Annotated in this window: 11 protein-coding genes; 8 read left to right on the forward strand and 3 right to left on the reverse strand. The window is 65.0% G+C overall.

The genetic code is table 11. The annotated features are described in order from the left end of the window. The first annotated feature begins 4 nt into the window (after nucleotides 1-4). The gene (locus ACFJGT_RS13500; RefSeq protein WP_377838458.1) at nucleotides 5-1510 is read left to right on the forward strand and encodes a tripartite tricarboxylate transporter permease; all 1506 of its coding nucleotides are present in this window, start codon (nucleotides 5-7) and stop codon (nucleotides 1508-1510) included. A 15-nt stretch (nucleotides 1511-1525) separates the two neighbouring features. Here the strand turns inward: ACFJGT_RS13500 and ACFJGT_RS13505 are convergent, their stop codons facing one another. Further along, nucleotides 1526-2935 (reverse strand): sensor histidine kinase, encoded by a 1410-nt coding sequence (locus ACFJGT_RS13505; protein ID WP_377838459.1) that lies wholly within the window; start codon nucleotides 2933-2935, stop codon nucleotides 1526-1528. Nucleotides 2936-3168: 233 nt separating this feature from the next. Between ACFJGT_RS13505 and ACFJGT_RS13510 the strand changes: the two genes are divergently transcribed. The 3 genes from ACFJGT_RS13510 (at nucleotide 3169) to ACFJGT_RS13520 (ending at nucleotide 5953) form a co-directional block, all read left to right on the forward strand. Next, nucleotides 3169-4644 (forward strand): sensor histidine kinase, encoded by a 1476-nt coding sequence (locus tag ACFJGT_RS13510; RefSeq protein ID WP_377838460.1) that lies wholly within the window; start codon nucleotides 3169-3171, stop codon nucleotides 4642-4644. Then, entirely contained in the window at nucleotides 4637-5005 is a 369-nt protein-coding gene (locus ACFJGT_RS13515; protein WP_377838461.1) for a response regulator, read from the forward strand. The genes ACFJGT_RS13510 and ACFJGT_RS13515 overlap by 8 nt, the downstream gene beginning before the upstream one ends. Nucleotides 5006-5257: 252 nt before the next feature. Further along, on the forward strand, nucleotides 5258-5953 hold the full coding sequence (locus ACFJGT_RS13520; RefSeq protein WP_377838462.1) for an OmpW family protein: 696 nt from the start codon (nucleotides 5258-5260) through the stop codon (nucleotides 5951-5953). A 165-nt stretch (nucleotides 5954-6118) separates the two neighbouring features. Here the strand turns inward: ACFJGT_RS13520 and ACFJGT_RS13525 are convergent, their stop codons facing one another. Both ACFJGT_RS13525 and ACFJGT_RS13530 read right to left on the reverse strand, forming a co-directional pair. Next, nucleotides 6119-7996, reverse strand: a complete 1878-nt coding sequence (locus tag ACFJGT_RS13525) for a putative bifunctional diguanylate cyclase/phosphodiesterase (protein ID WP_377838463.1) — start codon at nucleotides 7994-7996, stop codon at nucleotides 6119-6121. A gap of 126 nt (nucleotides 7997-8122) precedes the next feature. Continuing rightward, nucleotides 8123-9457, reverse strand: a complete 1335-nt coding sequence (locus ACFJGT_RS13530; RefSeq protein WP_377838464.1) for an aminotransferase class I/II-fold pyridoxal phosphate-dependent enzyme — start codon at nucleotides 9455-9457, stop codon at nucleotides 8123-8125. 435 nt (nucleotides 9458-9892) lie between these two features. Between ACFJGT_RS13530 and ACFJGT_RS13535 the strand changes: the two genes are divergently transcribed. From ACFJGT_RS13535 to ACFJGT_RS13550, 4 genes are all read left to right on the forward strand, one after another. After that, nucleotides 9893-11065, forward strand: a complete 1173-nt coding sequence (locus ACFJGT_RS13535) for a methyl-accepting chemotaxis protein (protein WP_377838465.1) — start codon at nucleotides 9893-9895, stop codon at nucleotides 11063-11065. Between the two features lie 246 nt (nucleotides 11066-11311). Further along, complete coding sequence (locus tag ACFJGT_RS13540) at nucleotides 11312-11980, forward strand: outer membrane protein (protein ID WP_377838466.1); 669 nt, start codon at nucleotides 11312-11314, stop codon at nucleotides 11978-11980. Nucleotides 11981-12205: 225 nt separating this feature from the next. Next, a complete protein-coding gene (locus tag ACFJGT_RS13545) occupies nucleotides 12206-12496 on the forward strand; it encodes an acyl carrier protein (RefSeq protein ID WP_377838467.1) in 291 nt (96 codons plus the stop codon). A 450-nt stretch (nucleotides 12497-12946) separates the two neighbouring features. Continuing rightward, nucleotides 12947-14476 (forward strand): ABC transporter substrate-binding protein, encoded by a 1530-nt coding sequence (locus tag ACFJGT_RS13550; protein WP_377838468.1) that lies wholly within the window; start codon nucleotides 12947-12949, stop codon nucleotides 14474-14476. The last annotated feature ends 18 nt before the right edge of the window (nucleotides 14477-14494 follow it).

Raw genomic sequence — 14494 nt, forward strand, 5'->3', positions numbered from 1 at the left:
CGCCATGCTCGACGCCTATGTGACCGCGCTGGGGATGGTGCTCGATCCCTATGTGCTCTTCGTCATCACCGCCTCGGCGATCTACGGCCTCGTCGTCGGCTGCATCCCCGGCCTCTCCGCCACGATGGCGACGGCGCTGCTGGTGCCGCTGACCTTCTTCATGCCGCCGGTCCCGGCCATCGCCGCGATCGTCACCACCTCGACCATGGCGATCTTCTCCGGCGACATTCCGGGCTGCCTGCTGCGCATCCCCGGCACGCCGGCCTCGGCGGCCTATGTCGACGATTCCTACAAGATGACGCTGCAGGGCAAGCCTGAGCTCGCGCTCGGCATCGGCCTGTGGTTCTCGGTGCTCGGCGGCCTGTTCGGCACGGCGGTGATGATGGTAGCCTCCCCGGCAATCGCCGATTTCGCGCTCGGCTTCGGCTCGGTCGAGTTCTTCTGGATCGTCATGCTCGGCTTGGGCGGCGCCGTGTTCATCGGCTCGTCGACGCCGTTGAAGGCCTGCATCTCGCTGCTCATCGGCTTGATGATCGCGATGGTCGGCATGAACAACCCGGCCGGCCAGCCGCGCTTCACCTTCGATTCCACCGAGATGCTCGGCGGCGTCTCGCTGATCCCGATGATGGTCGGCATGTTCGCCTGCTCGGAGGTGATGCGCCACATGATCTCGGACAGCAGCGCGCCGCAGGTCGTGGTCAAGAAGATCGGCCCGATCTTCGCCAACATGTGGCGGCTGACCAAGCAATATCCCTGGCAGCTCATCCGCGGCAGCGCGCTGGGGACGATCATCGGCATCCAGCCGGGCAGCGGCGCCGACATGGCCGCCTGGATGTCCTATGCGATGAGCAAGCGCTTCTCGAAGGAGCCGGAGAAATTCGGGACCGGCCATCCCGAGGGGCTGATTGAGGCCGGCGCCTCCAACAATTCCTCGCTCGCCGGCGCCTGGATTCCGGCTCTGGTCTTCGGCATCCCCGGCGACTCGATCACCGCCATCGCCATCGGCGTGCTGATGATGAAGAACATGGCGCCGGGCCCGACGATCTTCGTCAACAACCCCGAGAACGTCTACGCCCTGTTCCTCGTCTTCGTGATCGCGAACCTGCTGATGCTGCCGCTCGGCTGGGCGATAATCAAGATCGCGACGCGGGTGCTCTCCGTGCCCCGGCGCGTGCTGATGCCGATCATCCTGCTCTTCGCGATCGTCGGCTCCTACGCGATCAACAATTCGCTCTTCGACATCGGCGTCATGCTCGCCTTCGGCCTGCTGGCCTTCGTGCTGGAGGAAAACGACTTCCCGGTCGCGCCGGTGATCCTCGGTGTCGTGCTGGGTCCGTTGCTGGAGGAATACTTCATCAACTCGATGATCAAGTCGGACGGCCGGCTGATCGGCCTGGTCGACCGGCCGATCGCCGCGGTGCTGGCCGCGATCACGATCGGCATCATCGGCTGGACCGTCATCGCCTCGCTGCGCGCGGGGAAGACCGACAAGGAAGCGGCGCGGGGCTGAGCCTGTCCGGCAGGATCAGGCCGCGGCCACCTTCGGCGCGCTGGTGAGAGCCGCCTCGGATTGGCGTGCCTCGCTGGCAACCCGCGCGGTAGCCGGCAGACGCACGGTGAAGCAGGAGCCCTTGCCGAGCTCGCTCGTCACGGAGATGCTGCCGCCCATCAGCACGCAGAGCTTCTGGCTGATCGAAAGCCCGAGACCCGTCCCGCCATACTGGCCGGCGATCCCGGCCGTCGCCTGGCCGAAATTCTGGAACAGGCGGGCAAGCCCCTCCGGCGCTATGCCGATGCCGGTGTCACGGACCTGGAACTCGATCCAGTCGCCGCCCGGCTTGGCCTCCCGCCGCACCGCCAGCGTGACGGACCCGTTCGCGGTGAACTTGGCGGCGTTGCCGAGCAGGTTGAGGAGGACCTGCCGGACCTTGGTGGGGTCTGACTGCATCGCGCCCAGCTTGCCGATGCAGGCCAGGGAGAGCTTGCTGGCGTTCTCCTCGACCATATGCTTGGCCGTCGAGACGACGTCCTCCGCCAGCCAGTCGACATCGAAGCTCGTGATCTTGAACTTGTCGCTCTCGGTCTCGATCCGCGACATGTCGAGCACGTCGGCGACCAGCGCCAGCAGATGCTTGCCGGCCGCGTTGATGCGCTGCAGATCGGCGATCTTGCTTTCGCTGCGGCCCTGGTCCTCGAAGCTCTCCAGCAGCATCTCGCTGTAGCCGATCACGGCATTGAGCGGCGTGCGCAATTCATGGCTCATCTTGGCGACGAAGATCGACTTCATATGCGTCGCCTCGTCGGCCGCCTCCTTGGCGGCCTGCAGGCGTTGCGCGGTCTCGCGATGGCGCTCGGTCTCGCGCTCGATCTCGGAACGCTTCGAGGTGATGCTGGCGTAATAGGCCGCCATCCAGGACATGTAGACCGCCGCGGCCAGGATCGAGATCCAGCCGACCTTCTGCAGCTTGTCGAGCGGCACGAGGGTCGGGAAGCCGTAGACCATGTAGGCAGCCGAGAACGTCAGGATGTTCAAGGCGAACAGGCCGAGCACCAGCAGCGGCCGGTCGTGCAGGTAGAAGAAGCCGAGCAGCAGGCTGATGATCAGCCAAGGCAGGAAGGGCGAGCTGACGCCGCCGTAATGGAAGGCGCCGAACAGCGCCGTGAAGGCGAGAAGCTCGACCGAGAGCAGCGCCGCCAGCTGCAGCCGCCCCGTCAGCTTCAGGACGAAAGGCAGAAGCCAGAACAGCCAGGTGCAGACGATGATCGTCCAGCAGGCCAAGCCGGGATGGGGATCGGTCAGGTAGAGGAAGATGCCGATCGGCTGGCTCAGCAGCGGGCCGAACAGATGGGTGAAGACGAAGTTACGCGCGAGGCCCTGCTCCGCGCGGTCGAATTTCGCCGCATCCGGGAGGAACCAGTCGATAAACTTCATCATCCTGTTGGGTGCCTTGATGTCGATACGCGCGGAACGTGTCTCGACTTCGAGGATAGAATGAGGTCGTTAACAATCAGACTCAGCGTCATCTCATTGCAATAGTGGGGATTCACACCGCCTTAATGCCTTTGCGCCATTGACATTGCTTTCATGCGGAACGGGTTCGCATGATCGCTCCGGCCGGTTGTTTCCGCATTCTCCGCCTGTTCTCTGGCATCCGGGATTTCACGTCGATGGCACAAGGCGCAAACCGCCTCGGGACGATGTTGAACGACCTCGTCGACTGGTTCATCCCGGCCGAGATCGCCCAGGACCGCCAGCAGCTCAAGCAAGTGCGGATGTTTCTCATCAGCCACATCTTTGGGCCCTTCATCGGCAACACCGTCCCGCTCGCGCTCTACGTCTTCGACCGGGATCCGGGATTTCCCGTCCTTGTGCTGGCGCTGTCGATCTCCGCCTTCTGGCTCTTCCCCTTCGTGCTGAGGGCGTGGGGGCACTACAACGCGCTCGCGCTGGCCTCGATCCAGAATCTGAATTTCTGCATCCTCTGGAGCTGCTATTTCTATGGCGGCGTCACCTCGCCGACCTTGCCCTGGGTGCTGACGATCCCGCTCCTGGCGCTGTTCTATATCGGCGACGAGCCGAGGCTGCGCGCGATCGCGCTCAGCCTATTCGCCGCCAATTTCGCGGTCTTCGGAGCGATCTGGTTTCTCGGCGGCGGCATGCCGAGCCGCCTGGACGTCGCGGCGCGGGAGGGTCTGGGCCTGGTCTCGACCATCGCCGCCTCGCTTTATGTCGCCATGATGGCCCTGTTCTATGCCCGCCTCCTCGCCTCGCAGACCGAGCTGGAAACCGCGATGCAGGGCCATCTCCAGACCGCGACCGAACTACGCGAGGCGATCGAGGCAACCGAGCGCGCCGGCGCCGCCCGCACGGAATTCCTCGCCAAGATGAGCCACGAGCTGCGCACGCCGCTCAATGCCGTTATCGGTTACAGCGAGATCCTGCTGGAGGAGGTCCGCGAGGAAGGCGACGAGGAGACCGCCGAAGACCTGAGCCGGATTCAGAGCTCCGGCCATCTGCTCCTGAAGCTGGTCAACGAGATTCTCGACCTCGCCAAGATCGAGGCCGGCAAGATGGAGCTCCACCTCGAGGCGATCGATCCGGCCGATCTCGTCGAGACCGTCGCGGAAGACTTCCGGCTGCGGGCGCAAGACAACGGCACGGCGATCGCGGTCGACACCGTGCTGGCCCCGGCCCGGTTCGTCGCCGATCGCTCCAAGCTGCGGCAGGTCCTGGCCGAGCTGCTGGTCAACGCCATCAAGTTCACCCGCAACGGCCGGATCGACCTCGTCGCAGCGACCTCCGCGCGAGGGGATCTGATCGTAACGGTCGAGGATACCGGCGGCGGCATCGACCCAGAACTGCTGCCAGTGCTGTTCGAGCAGTTCACCGATGCCGGCGATGCGAACGGCAGCAAGTACGGCGGCGCCCGCCTTGGCCTTGCCCTGAGCCAGAAGATCGCCAGGCTCTCGGGCGGCGAGATTTCCGTCGAAAACCGGCCGGGCAGCGGCTGCACCTTCACGCTCACGCTCCCGAGCGCGCAGACGGACGCCGCGCGCGCCCTCGCCTCCTCGCGCGCGGGCCCTGCGCCCGGCGGAAACGCTCGCTCCACCCCTCCATCACGGTCGGCCATTGCCCATGCCTAAGATCCTGCTCGTCGAAGATAACGAGATGAACCGGGACATGCTGAGCCGGCGCCTGCAGAGGCAGGGATTCACCGTGCTCTGCGCGCCCGACGGCCCGAGCGGCGTGGCCATGGCCAAGGCCGAGGCGCCCGACCTGATTCTCATGGACGTGGCGCTGGGCGACATGGATGGCTGGGAAGCAACCCAGCAGATTAAGGCGTCCCCGGCCACGGCACGGATCCCCGTCATCGCCCTGACGGCGCATGCGCTGGCCAGCGACCAGGCTCGCAGCACAGCGGTGGGCTGCTCGGATTTCGACACCAAGCCGGTCGATCTGCCGCGCCTGGTCGGCAAGATCCAGAACTGCCTGAGCCGGGCCTGAAGGCGCCGCTCCCCGACTCACGCACCGCTCGCCCGGCCGCTTGCCGCAAGCGCAGGGACGCCTCGTGTCCGTGCACGCGACAAACCTGAATCCGGAGTATAGCGGCAGGGTCTTCCGCCCTGCCGCTGCTGTCATATCCTGTTGATGTTTGCGGCGGCGGATCGATACCACACTAACCTTTCGTTAAGGCTAATGGAATATCAACGAGGGACCTCGGTGACCGAGGGTTCTCGCCGCCACAGGATCGACCAGATGCGCCTCCCTCTCGTTGCCGTGGCTGCACTCGCCGGCCTTGCAGGCGCCTCTGGTGCGCAAGCTGCCGACCTGCTTCGGGGCCCGGTCACGACACCTGCTACCATGTTTCAGGAGCCGGCCTTCAAGCGCTTCTTCCTGCATGCCGGTCCGGCCGGGCTGTTCTATTCCGAAGGCGCCAAGATGCACGCCGCCGGCTTCCCGATCCCGGGCGCCGATGTCCGCGTTCCCAACGCCTATACCTTCGCAATCGAGGCGGGCTATCATTTCACGCCGAATTTCGCGATCGGCCTCGCTGCCGGCTACCCGCCCCTGAACAAGGTCGAGGCGCGCGGCTCGCTCACAGGCCTCGGCACACTCGGCAAGGTCGACGGCGGCCCGATGGCCCTGACCGCGCAGTACCATTTCACCGGCCTCGGCCGTTTCCAGCCCTATATCGGCGCGGGCCCTGCCCTCATGGTCATCTTCAAGGACCATGATCATGCGGTGACCGGTCTCAAGACCGACCACGCTCTCGGCTTCACTGGCCAGGTCGGCTTCAATTACATGCTGGACGACAACTGGGGCTTCTTCGTCGACGTCAAGAAGGTCTACCTGCGCGCGAAGACGCAAGGCTACATGGGCCCCGTCCCGATCAAGGCCACGGTCACGCTCGATCCGATGGTCGTGCACACCGGCGTCACCTACCGGTTCTGAGGCAGGCGCAGCCACCAATCAGCGCCCCGCGTCGGTCCTGACCGGCGCGGGGCGCTTGTCGTCTGCCTGGTTTCAAGGCCGGACGATCGGTCGCGGGGTTTAGCGCGATCACGCCGCGCAGTGGCAGCCTTCTCCGCCGCCCCCGAAAGGCCCCGAAAGACGTCCTCAGAAGCTGACCGGAAAGCCTGCCGGGAAGCCGTTGCCGTCGAGGGCTTCGAAGACGCCTTCGATTTCGGTCGCCGAGATCGGCTTTCCGAAGAAGAACCCCTGGACGAGACCGATTCCGTTCGTCCTGACGTGCTGGAGTTGCTCCTCGGTCTCGACACCTTCGGCTGTGGTGGCGACGCCGAGCGTGTGAGCGAGCTTGGCAATCGAGGCGACGATGGCGCGGGTGCCCTCATCGGTCGGCAGCGAGCGGATGAAGGACTGGTCGACCTTGATCTTGTCGAACTCGAAATCGCGCAGATAGCTCAGGCTGGAATAGCCGGTGCCGAAATCGTCCATGACGATGCGCACGCCCAGCTTGCGCAACTGGCGCAGCGCTTCCAGCGTCTGGGACGCACTGAGCAGGATCAGGGATTCGGTGATCTCGAGCTCGAGACGCTCGGGCGCCAGGCCGGAGGCGGCGAGCGCGCTCATCACGATCCCGACGACGGAGCTGCGCTCGAACTGGATGGCGGAGAGATTGACCGCGACCTTGGCGTCGTTGGGCCAGGTCATCGCGGTGGCGCAGGCCTGGCGCAGGACCCATTCGCCGATCTGGACGATGACGCCGGTCTCCTCCGCGATCGGGATGAACTCCGCCGGCGAGATGGCGCCGCGCTTGGGATGATTCCAGCGCAGCAGGGCCTCGAAGCCGCTGATCGTGTGATCTCTGAGTTCGACCACCGGCTGGTAGACGATGTTGAACTGCCCGCTCTTCAGCGCGATGCGCAGGTCGCGCTCGAGCTCGGAGCGACGGCGCGTCGCCTCGGCGAGCTCGGGATCGAACAGGCGGAAGCGGTCGCCGCCATCCTTCTTGGCGCGATACATCGCGATATCGGCATGGCCGATCGTGGTCTCGGCCGGCTCGTGCATGCCAGCAGGCGCGGCGACGCCGATGCTGACACCGACGGCAACCTCATGGTTGTCGACAACCAGCGGCTCGGTCAGCTTGCGGATGATGCGCTCGGCCAGCGTCGCGGTCGGCTCGTCGCCCGGCCCGCACGGGTGGAGCACGAGGAACTCGTCGCCGCCGAAGCGGGCGAGAGCGTCCTTGGGCGAGATGATCGCCTCGAGACGCTCGGCCAGCCCGCGGAGGGCGAGGTCTCCGACCGCATGCCCGAAGGTATCGTTGATGACCTTGAAGCGGTCGAGATCGAGGAACAGGATGTCGTAAGGCGAACCGCCCGCGGCATGCGCCTCGGACGCCGCGCTCGCGGCCTCCAGGAAAGCGGCGCGGTTCATCAGCTTGGTCAGGGAGTCATGGCGCGAGAGGAACTCGGCGCGCAGGGTGGACTGGCGCTTCTGCTCGACCTCGCGGGTGATGGTGGTCGTCGCTTCCGAGAGGGCGGCGGTGCGCTCCCTGACCCGCTGCTCCATCGTGTCGGCGGCGCGCTTGCGGTTGACCTGTACGACGATGCGCGCATGTGCGACCTCGAAATCGACAGGCTTGGTGATGTAGTCGTCCGCACCGTATTGCAGGGCCTCGACGACATCATCGGTGAGCGACTTGGCGGTGACCATGATCACCGGCAATTGCTGCGAGGTCTTCGTCTTGCGGATCTCGCTGACAACACCCAGGCCGCTGATGCCGGGCATCATAACGTCGAGCAGCACGAGGTCGAAGCTCTCGCGCGCCAGGATCTCCAGCGCGGCTTCGCCGCAATCGGCCTCGACGATCTCGTAGCCCCGTCGCTGCAGCCTGCGCCCCAGCACGATGCGGTTGTCGAGGACGTCGTCGACCAGGAGAATCCGCCCGGCCGACGCCGGGCTCGCTTGGCCGCCCTCGGCCATTGCCGCAAACGGAATGTTGATGGCGCTCGCCTTCTGGCTCGGGCTCATAAATATCTAGTCCTTAATCAGGCAGCGCTGGTTCCGGCGGGAGCATGAAACGTAAAAGTTGAACGACTCTTACGGTACGTCACGCTCCGCGCTTCAATGTTTCCGGCACGTCTGCGCCGGCTCCCTTCAGGCGACCGCGCGCAGGGCGGGGCGACCGGCATCCATCGTCGCGAGCGCGATCTCGGCCTTGGCCTTGGCCGCCACGATGCGCTGCACCGCGTCCGTGACGTTCTGGCGCGTATGCTTCGCCATGACCTGCATGCGGAAGCGCGCGGCGCCCTTGCCGACGGCGGGATACTCGACGAGGTTGGCGAGCAGGCCGAGCTCCGGCAATTCCCGGCTGACCAGGCGCGCCAGCCCTTCAGAGCCCATCTTGACCGCGACGATGGCCGAAGGATCGCCATAGTAATCGAGCCCGGCTGCGCGGACCTGGCGCCGGAGTTCCAGGACGTTGGCCATCAGTTCGTCGCGCAGAACCTGGCCCTCGTCGGTGTCGATGATCTCGAAGGCCTTGAGCACGATCGCGGCATTGACCGGCGACATCGCGTTCGAGAACGTCGTCGTCGGGCTGTAGAAGCGAAGGTATTCCTTGACCGGCCGCTCCTTGACCGCGACGAAGCCGCCGTTCGAGGCGAAGGTCTTCGAGAACGAGCCCATCACGATATCGACCTTGCCGAGCATGTCCTGCGCGCCGATATGGCCGCGGCCGCCCGGTCCGAGGGCGCCGAGATCATGCGCGACGTCGACCATCAGCGTGGCGTTGAACTCGTTGCAGAGTTCCTGCATCGCCGCGATGTCGGGCGTGTCCGAATCCATCGAGAACAGGCCTTCTGTCACCACCATGATGCCGTTCTCGGTATCGGTGGAGCGGATCTTCTCCAGCCAGCGCCGGCAATGGGCGAGATCGAGATGGCGGAACAGGTAGATGTTGCGGGTGGCGGCATTGGCGCCCTCCTGCAGGCAGGTATGGGCCAGCGCATCCATCACGATATGGTCGGAGGAGCGCACCAGCCCGCGGATGACGCCGTAGCCGGCGCCCCAGCCCGTCGGATAGAGCAGGCAGTCTTCCATCTGCAGGAACTCGGCGATCTTGCGCTCCAGCGCGACCGAATGCGTGGTGTTGCCGACGAGCGCAGCCGAGCCGGCGCTATGGACGCCGTAGCGCTCGATCGCCGCCAGCGCCGTCTCCTTGATGGCGGGATGCGAGGACATGCTGAGATAGTCCTGCGAGGCGAAGTTCACGCCTTCCATGTTGATGCCACGGTCGTCGGTGGCCAGGACCTCGGTGCGCGGGCCGAAATCGGTCGCACGGGAAAACGGCCACAGGCCGTTCTGGCGCCGCAGGTTCTGCCACTTGAAGAAATTGCCGACGCGCCGCTCCAGGTCGGCACCGCCCGGCACCCGGAAATCGCGCATGCTTCCTGTCAGCGCCGCACCCGGCAGCTTCTCATCCGTCATCATCGTCTGAACCCCGAGCCTGTTGTTATGCTTGCGGCATTATTTGCCGACTGCTTCGACGAATACGCAGACAGGAATTAAATTTCGGTTCATCGCTCTAAGAACTGTAGTTCTCGGAGGCGTTAACTATAGATTCGAGCGAATGGTTACTGAAAGATAGATAGAATACGCAACACGGCTCATCGGCGATTTTTGCGCCGCACCGGCCGCGGAGAACGCGAGATTGGGCGTTTCCCGCCGCAAAGGCTCCACAGCCTCGCCGCGCGATTACTTTGCGGCAGACGCGGTCTCTCCCCGCAAGACAGCGACCCACCCAACGGAAGGGATTCTTAATGGGCGCCGATTACAGGCTTCCGAGGCCCCCTGCAGGCGCAATGCTTCAACGGCTGGCAGGGCGCCGGAACATGTGGCGAATGCCGCGAATATGGTGATACCCGGTTGTCCAAGCACCCGCTCCGCTTCAGTCTTGCGCTTCTGGCACTGGGCGGCCTGTGCAATCTCGGCGGCCTGCTCCTTCCCTCCGCCAGCTTCTGGCTTCATGCCGCAGCAGCTCTGTTCGCCGTCACCGGGATCGGCGCGCTGATCCGCACCGCAGCAGCGACGCGCACCGCAGCGGCGGCAATGGCGGAACGGCTGTCTTCAGAGCAGGCGAGCGCCAACCTCCCTGCCGATACCGTGCCGGACTGGCTCCTGCCGCTGCACGAAGCCGTCGAAGACTACCGGCTGGCCGAAAGCCGACGAGCCGAAGCGCGCGCCGCGCAGATGCGCGGCGAGGAGGTTGCCCGCCAAGACCGCGCACATCAGGCGGCCTTCGACGCCGGCACGGCGGACAGAATGCGCCAGCTCGCGCTCGCATCCGAGCGGCTGCGAGCCGATGTCGGCTCGGTGACCGGCCGCGCCGCGTCGATCAGCGAGCGGACGACATGGACAGGTGCCGCCGTCCTGACCGTCGAGAGCGAGATGGATTCCGCCTCCCGGGCAGCCGATACCCTGATCAAGACCTCCGCCAATATGAACTCGCAGGTCGCCCAGACCCGCCAGATCGCAGCCGAGGCGGTCGACAACGCCCGCAACGCCAATCGGACGATCACCAATCTCACCCAGGCCTCGCACCGGATCGGCGCACTCATCGACGTGATCAGCGACATCGCCCGCCAGACCAACCTGCTCGCCCTCAACGCGACGATCGAGGCGGCGCGCGCGGGCTCGGCCGGGCGGGGCTTCGCCGTCGTCGCCAGCGAGGTGAAGGCGCTGTCCGCCCAGACGAGCGCAACGACGATCGACGCGCGCAACCAGATCCAGGCGATGCAATCGGCCAGCCGCGAAGCCGTCGAGGCCGTCGCGACCATCGCCGATTCCATCAATGAGCTCGAGGAGCTCGCCCATGTGGTCGATGCCGCCGCGACGAGCCAGCGGGAGGCGACGCTTGCCATCATCGCGCGCATGACCGAGACGGCGGCCGGCGTCGGCACGATGGCGGACGCCCTGCGCAACCTCGGCAGCGAAGCCGAGGAACTGAACGCCGCGACCGAGCAGACGCTCCGCGGCGCGCTCGATGTCATGGAACAAGCGAAAGCCCTGCGAGAGCCGCTCCCGGCGAGCGCAGCCTGAGATTTCGGGATCAGCCGCTCTTCCAGCGGCTTCGCCTCCTCCGGGGCGGCAGGCGCCGACGATACGGTGCTCGACTTACGTTCCGGAACGTTCCGCTAAGGAAGCCTTAACCATATTTGTGGCAGGAAAGAGCCAGCTAGGGATGCCGGATTGTCCGGCTCGTCCGCGATCTGAGGGCCAGTCGATATGCGTGGCTTCCGCCATTTCCTTCTTGCAGCAACGCTTCTGAGCGCGTCGTCCGGGGCAATGGCCGCCGATCTGCTGAGCACCCGCAAGGGCCCGCTGCCGATGATGACACCGCCGGCCATGACCTGGACAGGCTTCTATGTCGGTGGCCAGGTCGGCTACAGCTGGGGCGTCGACACCACCAAGGAATTCCTCACCGCGACGATGGGCTATGTCGGCCTGAAGAACCGTTTCGATCCGGACGGCTTCGTCGGCGGCGCCCATGTCGGCGCGAACTATCAGTTCGGCGCGTTCGTCGCCGGTGTCGAAGGCGATATCGAATTCGGCAAGGTCAAGGGCGGCTTCACCGACCCGCCGGTTGCCCCGTTCAATCCCGGCGGCCGCGGCCAGACGGAGATCGACACCCAAGGCTCGCTGCGCCTGCGCCTCGGCTATGCGATCGGACCGGCGCTGCTCTACGCGACCGGCGGTCTCGCCGTCGCCGACATCAAGAGCACCTACTGGAACTGGCCGGGCACCTCCGAGAGCTTCAGCAAGACGGCGACCGGCTATACGATCGGCGGCGGTATCGAATACGCGTTCACGCAGTCGCTGTCGGCCCGCGTCGAATACCGCTTCACCCAGTTCGAGCATATGCAGAACGACTCGCAGCGCGCCTTCCCCGGCTTCAGCGGCACCCAGGAGCCGCGCTATCACAGCGGCCGTGCCGGCGTGAGCTATCGCTTCTGAGCAGCGGGTTCTGATCGATCTGCCAGAAAGGGCGGAGTCGCTTGCGGCTCCGCCCTTTCTGCGTTCGGCTGGCGTCATAGTTCGAATGGCGGAAGCCGGACGGCCGCCGTCGCGGTCTGAACCGCCTGCCGGTCGGCCGTGCATCCGGGCCGATAAGTGGTTTACGGCCCGGCTGAACTCAAGCAAGGGTGTGGCAGCCGTTTCGAACGAGGATTGCACTCAGCCATGACGAGTGAGGCGCCGAAAATCACGATCGATTTCCTGATCGGGATGCTCAAGCAGGTCATCGTGGAAAACCCGTCGCGCGATCGCGCAAAGATTGCCGACGCTAGCTGGGGGCCGGAGACCTTGCTGGAGGATACCGGCTTCAACTCCTATGATCTCGTCGAGATCATCTTCAAGCTGGAAGATCATTTCGGCATCGAGATCCATTACAACGCCAACAACGACGTCAAGACGATCGGCCAGCTCTGCGACGAGATCGCCAAGCTGCTGGCCAAGAAGCAGGCGGCATGACGCGGATCGTCGTCTCGGGGCTCGGCATCGTCTCCCCGGCCGGCTGCGACACCGAAAGCCTCTGGCAAGCCCTGCTGGCAGGGAACGGACTCGGCGCTGCCGGCGCCTTCGAGGCGATCGCGACGGTCATGGCGATCGAGAACGGCATCGCCCCCCGACCGCCCATTTCGACGCCCCCGACCCGGAATGCGACATCGACTGCGTGCCGAACCAGGCCCGCGCAATGCCGATCCCGGCCGCGATGTCGAATTCCTTCGCCTTCGGCGGCCTCAATACCGCACTGATCTTCAAGGCGCTGCAATAGCCGCAGCATCAATCGTAATATCACTGAGAGAACGTCGGAATCGAAAAGGACCTTGCCCGAGATTGAGAGAGCCTTCGCTTGACAGCCCATAGGCCCGATGTTTTGTTATTATGGCCTATATGTCATAATAACGGAATAAAATGGCGATGAGGAAATTTCTGGCTCTCGTGGGGATCGCAACGTCGATCACACTTTCATCGGTCGCGCCGGGACAGGCCCAGCAGGCCGGCAGTATCGTCAATGTCGCGGTGATCGGCGAGCCCGCCTCGCTCGATCCCGGCATCAGCGCGACCGACCTCGTCGGCATGATCTCGCAGCACGTCTTCGAGACACTGTTCACCTTCGACAGCAAGTGGAACGTCACGCCGCTTCTGGCCGAGGCGATGCCGAATGTCAGCGCCGACGGCACGGTCTACAAGATCGCCCTGCGACAGGGCATCAAGTTCCATAACGGCCGCGACATGACCACTGATGACGTCGTCGCCTCGCTGAAGCGCTGGATGGAGGTCGCCTCGCGCGGCAAGCAGACGGCGCTTTACGTCAAGTCGGTCGCCCCGACCGGGCCGAGCGAGATCACGATCACGCTGAGCCAGCCCTATGCGCCGCTGCTTTCGCTGCTCGCCTTCAACAACTCCGCCGCAGCGATCATGCCGGCCGAGGCCTTGGCCACGCCCCTCAAGGACGTGATCGGCACCGGCCCCTACAAGCTCAAGGAGCACAAGCCGGACCAGTATGTTCAGCTCGCCCGCTTCGACGGCTACAAGCCGCGTAGCGAGAAGGCTGACGGCTTCGGCGGCGCCCGCATCGCCAAGTTCGACGAGATCCGCTTCGTCCCGGTGCCGGACGCCAATACCCGCGTCGAGGCCGCCATCGCAGGCCAGTTCGACTATGTCGACTCGCTGCCCGTGGAAGCTTTCGCGCGGTTGGAGAAGGGCAAGGCGAAGCCGGCCCTGCTGAACAATTTCGGCTGGCCGATCTTCGTGATGAACAACAAGGAAGGCCCGCTCAAGAACGAGAATATCCGCCGGGCGGTTCAGGCGGCCCTCAGCGAGACCGACATGCTGGCCGCCGGCTTCGGCGATCAGAAGTTCTACGCCGTCGACGGCGCGATGTACCCGGAAGGCTATGCCTGGCGCAGCGATGTCGGCGTCGCCGGCAACTACAACATCGCCGACGACAAGAAGGCGGGCGCCCTGCTCAAGGAAGCCGGCTACAAGGGCGAGCCGATCCGCATCCTGACCAGCCGCCAGTACGAGTTCCACTACAAGATGGCGCAGGTCGCGCAGGTCTATCTGGAACAGGCCGGCTTCAAGGTCGATCTCCAGGTCAGCGACTGGGCGACCATGATCCAGCGCAACAAGAAGCCGGAGCTTTGGGAGGTCTTCATCACCCACAGCCCGTTCCTGCCCGAGCCCGCGCTGAACTTCATCCTGTCGAAGACCGCCGGCGGCTGGTGGGATACGCCTGAAAAGGAAAAGGCGCTCGATGCCTTCAACAGCGCGACCAGTCAGGACGCCCGCGTCAAGCACTGGGTCGATTTGCAGAAGCTGATCTTCGAGCAGGCCCCGATCGTGAAGATCGGCAATTTCAGCGCGCTCTCGGCGGTCTCGCCGGGTCTCACAGGCTTCACCCCGTCGCCCTGGCCGGCCTTCTGGAACGTCGAGATCAAGCGCTAAGCCTCAAGCGCCGCGTTC

This window comes from Allobosea sp. UC22_33 (assembly GCF_042700715.1).
In the GTDB taxonomy this organism is placed as follows: domain Bacteria; phylum Pseudomonadota; class Alphaproteobacteria; order Rhizobiales; family Beijerinckiaceae; genus Allobosea.

What these genes read in the sequence shown, in the direction of transcription:
- ACFJGT_RS13540 (WP_377838466.1), top strand. Translation starts at nt 11,312, where the DNA reads ATGGCCGCCGATCTGCTGAGCACCCGCAAGGGCCCGCTGCCGATGATG.
- ACFJGT_RS13530 (WP_377838464.1), bottom strand. Translation starts at nt 9,457, where the DNA reads ATGATGACGGATGAGAAGCTGCCGGGTGCGGCGCTGACAGGAAGCATG.
- ACFJGT_RS13505 (WP_377838459.1), bottom strand. Translation starts at nt 2,935, where the DNA reads ATGATGAAGTTTATCGACTGGTTCCTCCCGGATGCGGCGAAATTCGAC.
- ACFJGT_RS13525 (WP_377838463.1), bottom strand. Translation starts at nt 7,996, where the DNA reads ATGAGCCCGAGCCAGAAGGCGAGCGCCATCAACATTCCGTTTGCGGCA.
- ACFJGT_RS13500 (WP_377838458.1), top strand. Translation starts at nt 5, where the DNA reads ATGCTCGACGCCTATGTGACCGCGCTGGGGATGGTGCTCGATCCCTAT.
- ACFJGT_RS13520 (WP_377838462.1), top strand. Translation starts at nt 5,258, where the DNA reads ATGCGCCTCCCTCTCGTTGCCGTGGCTGCACTCGCCGGCCTTGCAGGC.
- ACFJGT_RS13550 (WP_377838468.1), top strand. Translation starts at nt 12,947, where the DNA reads ATGAGGAAATTTCTGGCTCTCGTGGGGATCGCAACGTCGATCACACTT.
- ACFJGT_RS13545 (WP_377838467.1), top strand. Translation starts at nt 12,206, where the DNA reads ATGACGAGTGAGGCGCCGAAAATCACGATCGATTTCCTGATCGGGATG.
- ACFJGT_RS13515 (WP_377838461.1), top strand. Translation starts at nt 4,637, where the DNA reads ATGCCTAAGATCCTGCTCGTCGAAGATAACGAGATGAACCGGGACATG.
- ACFJGT_RS13510 (WP_377838460.1), top strand. Translation starts at nt 3,169, where the DNA reads ATGGCACAAGGCGCAAACCGCCTCGGGACGATGTTGAACGACCTCGTC.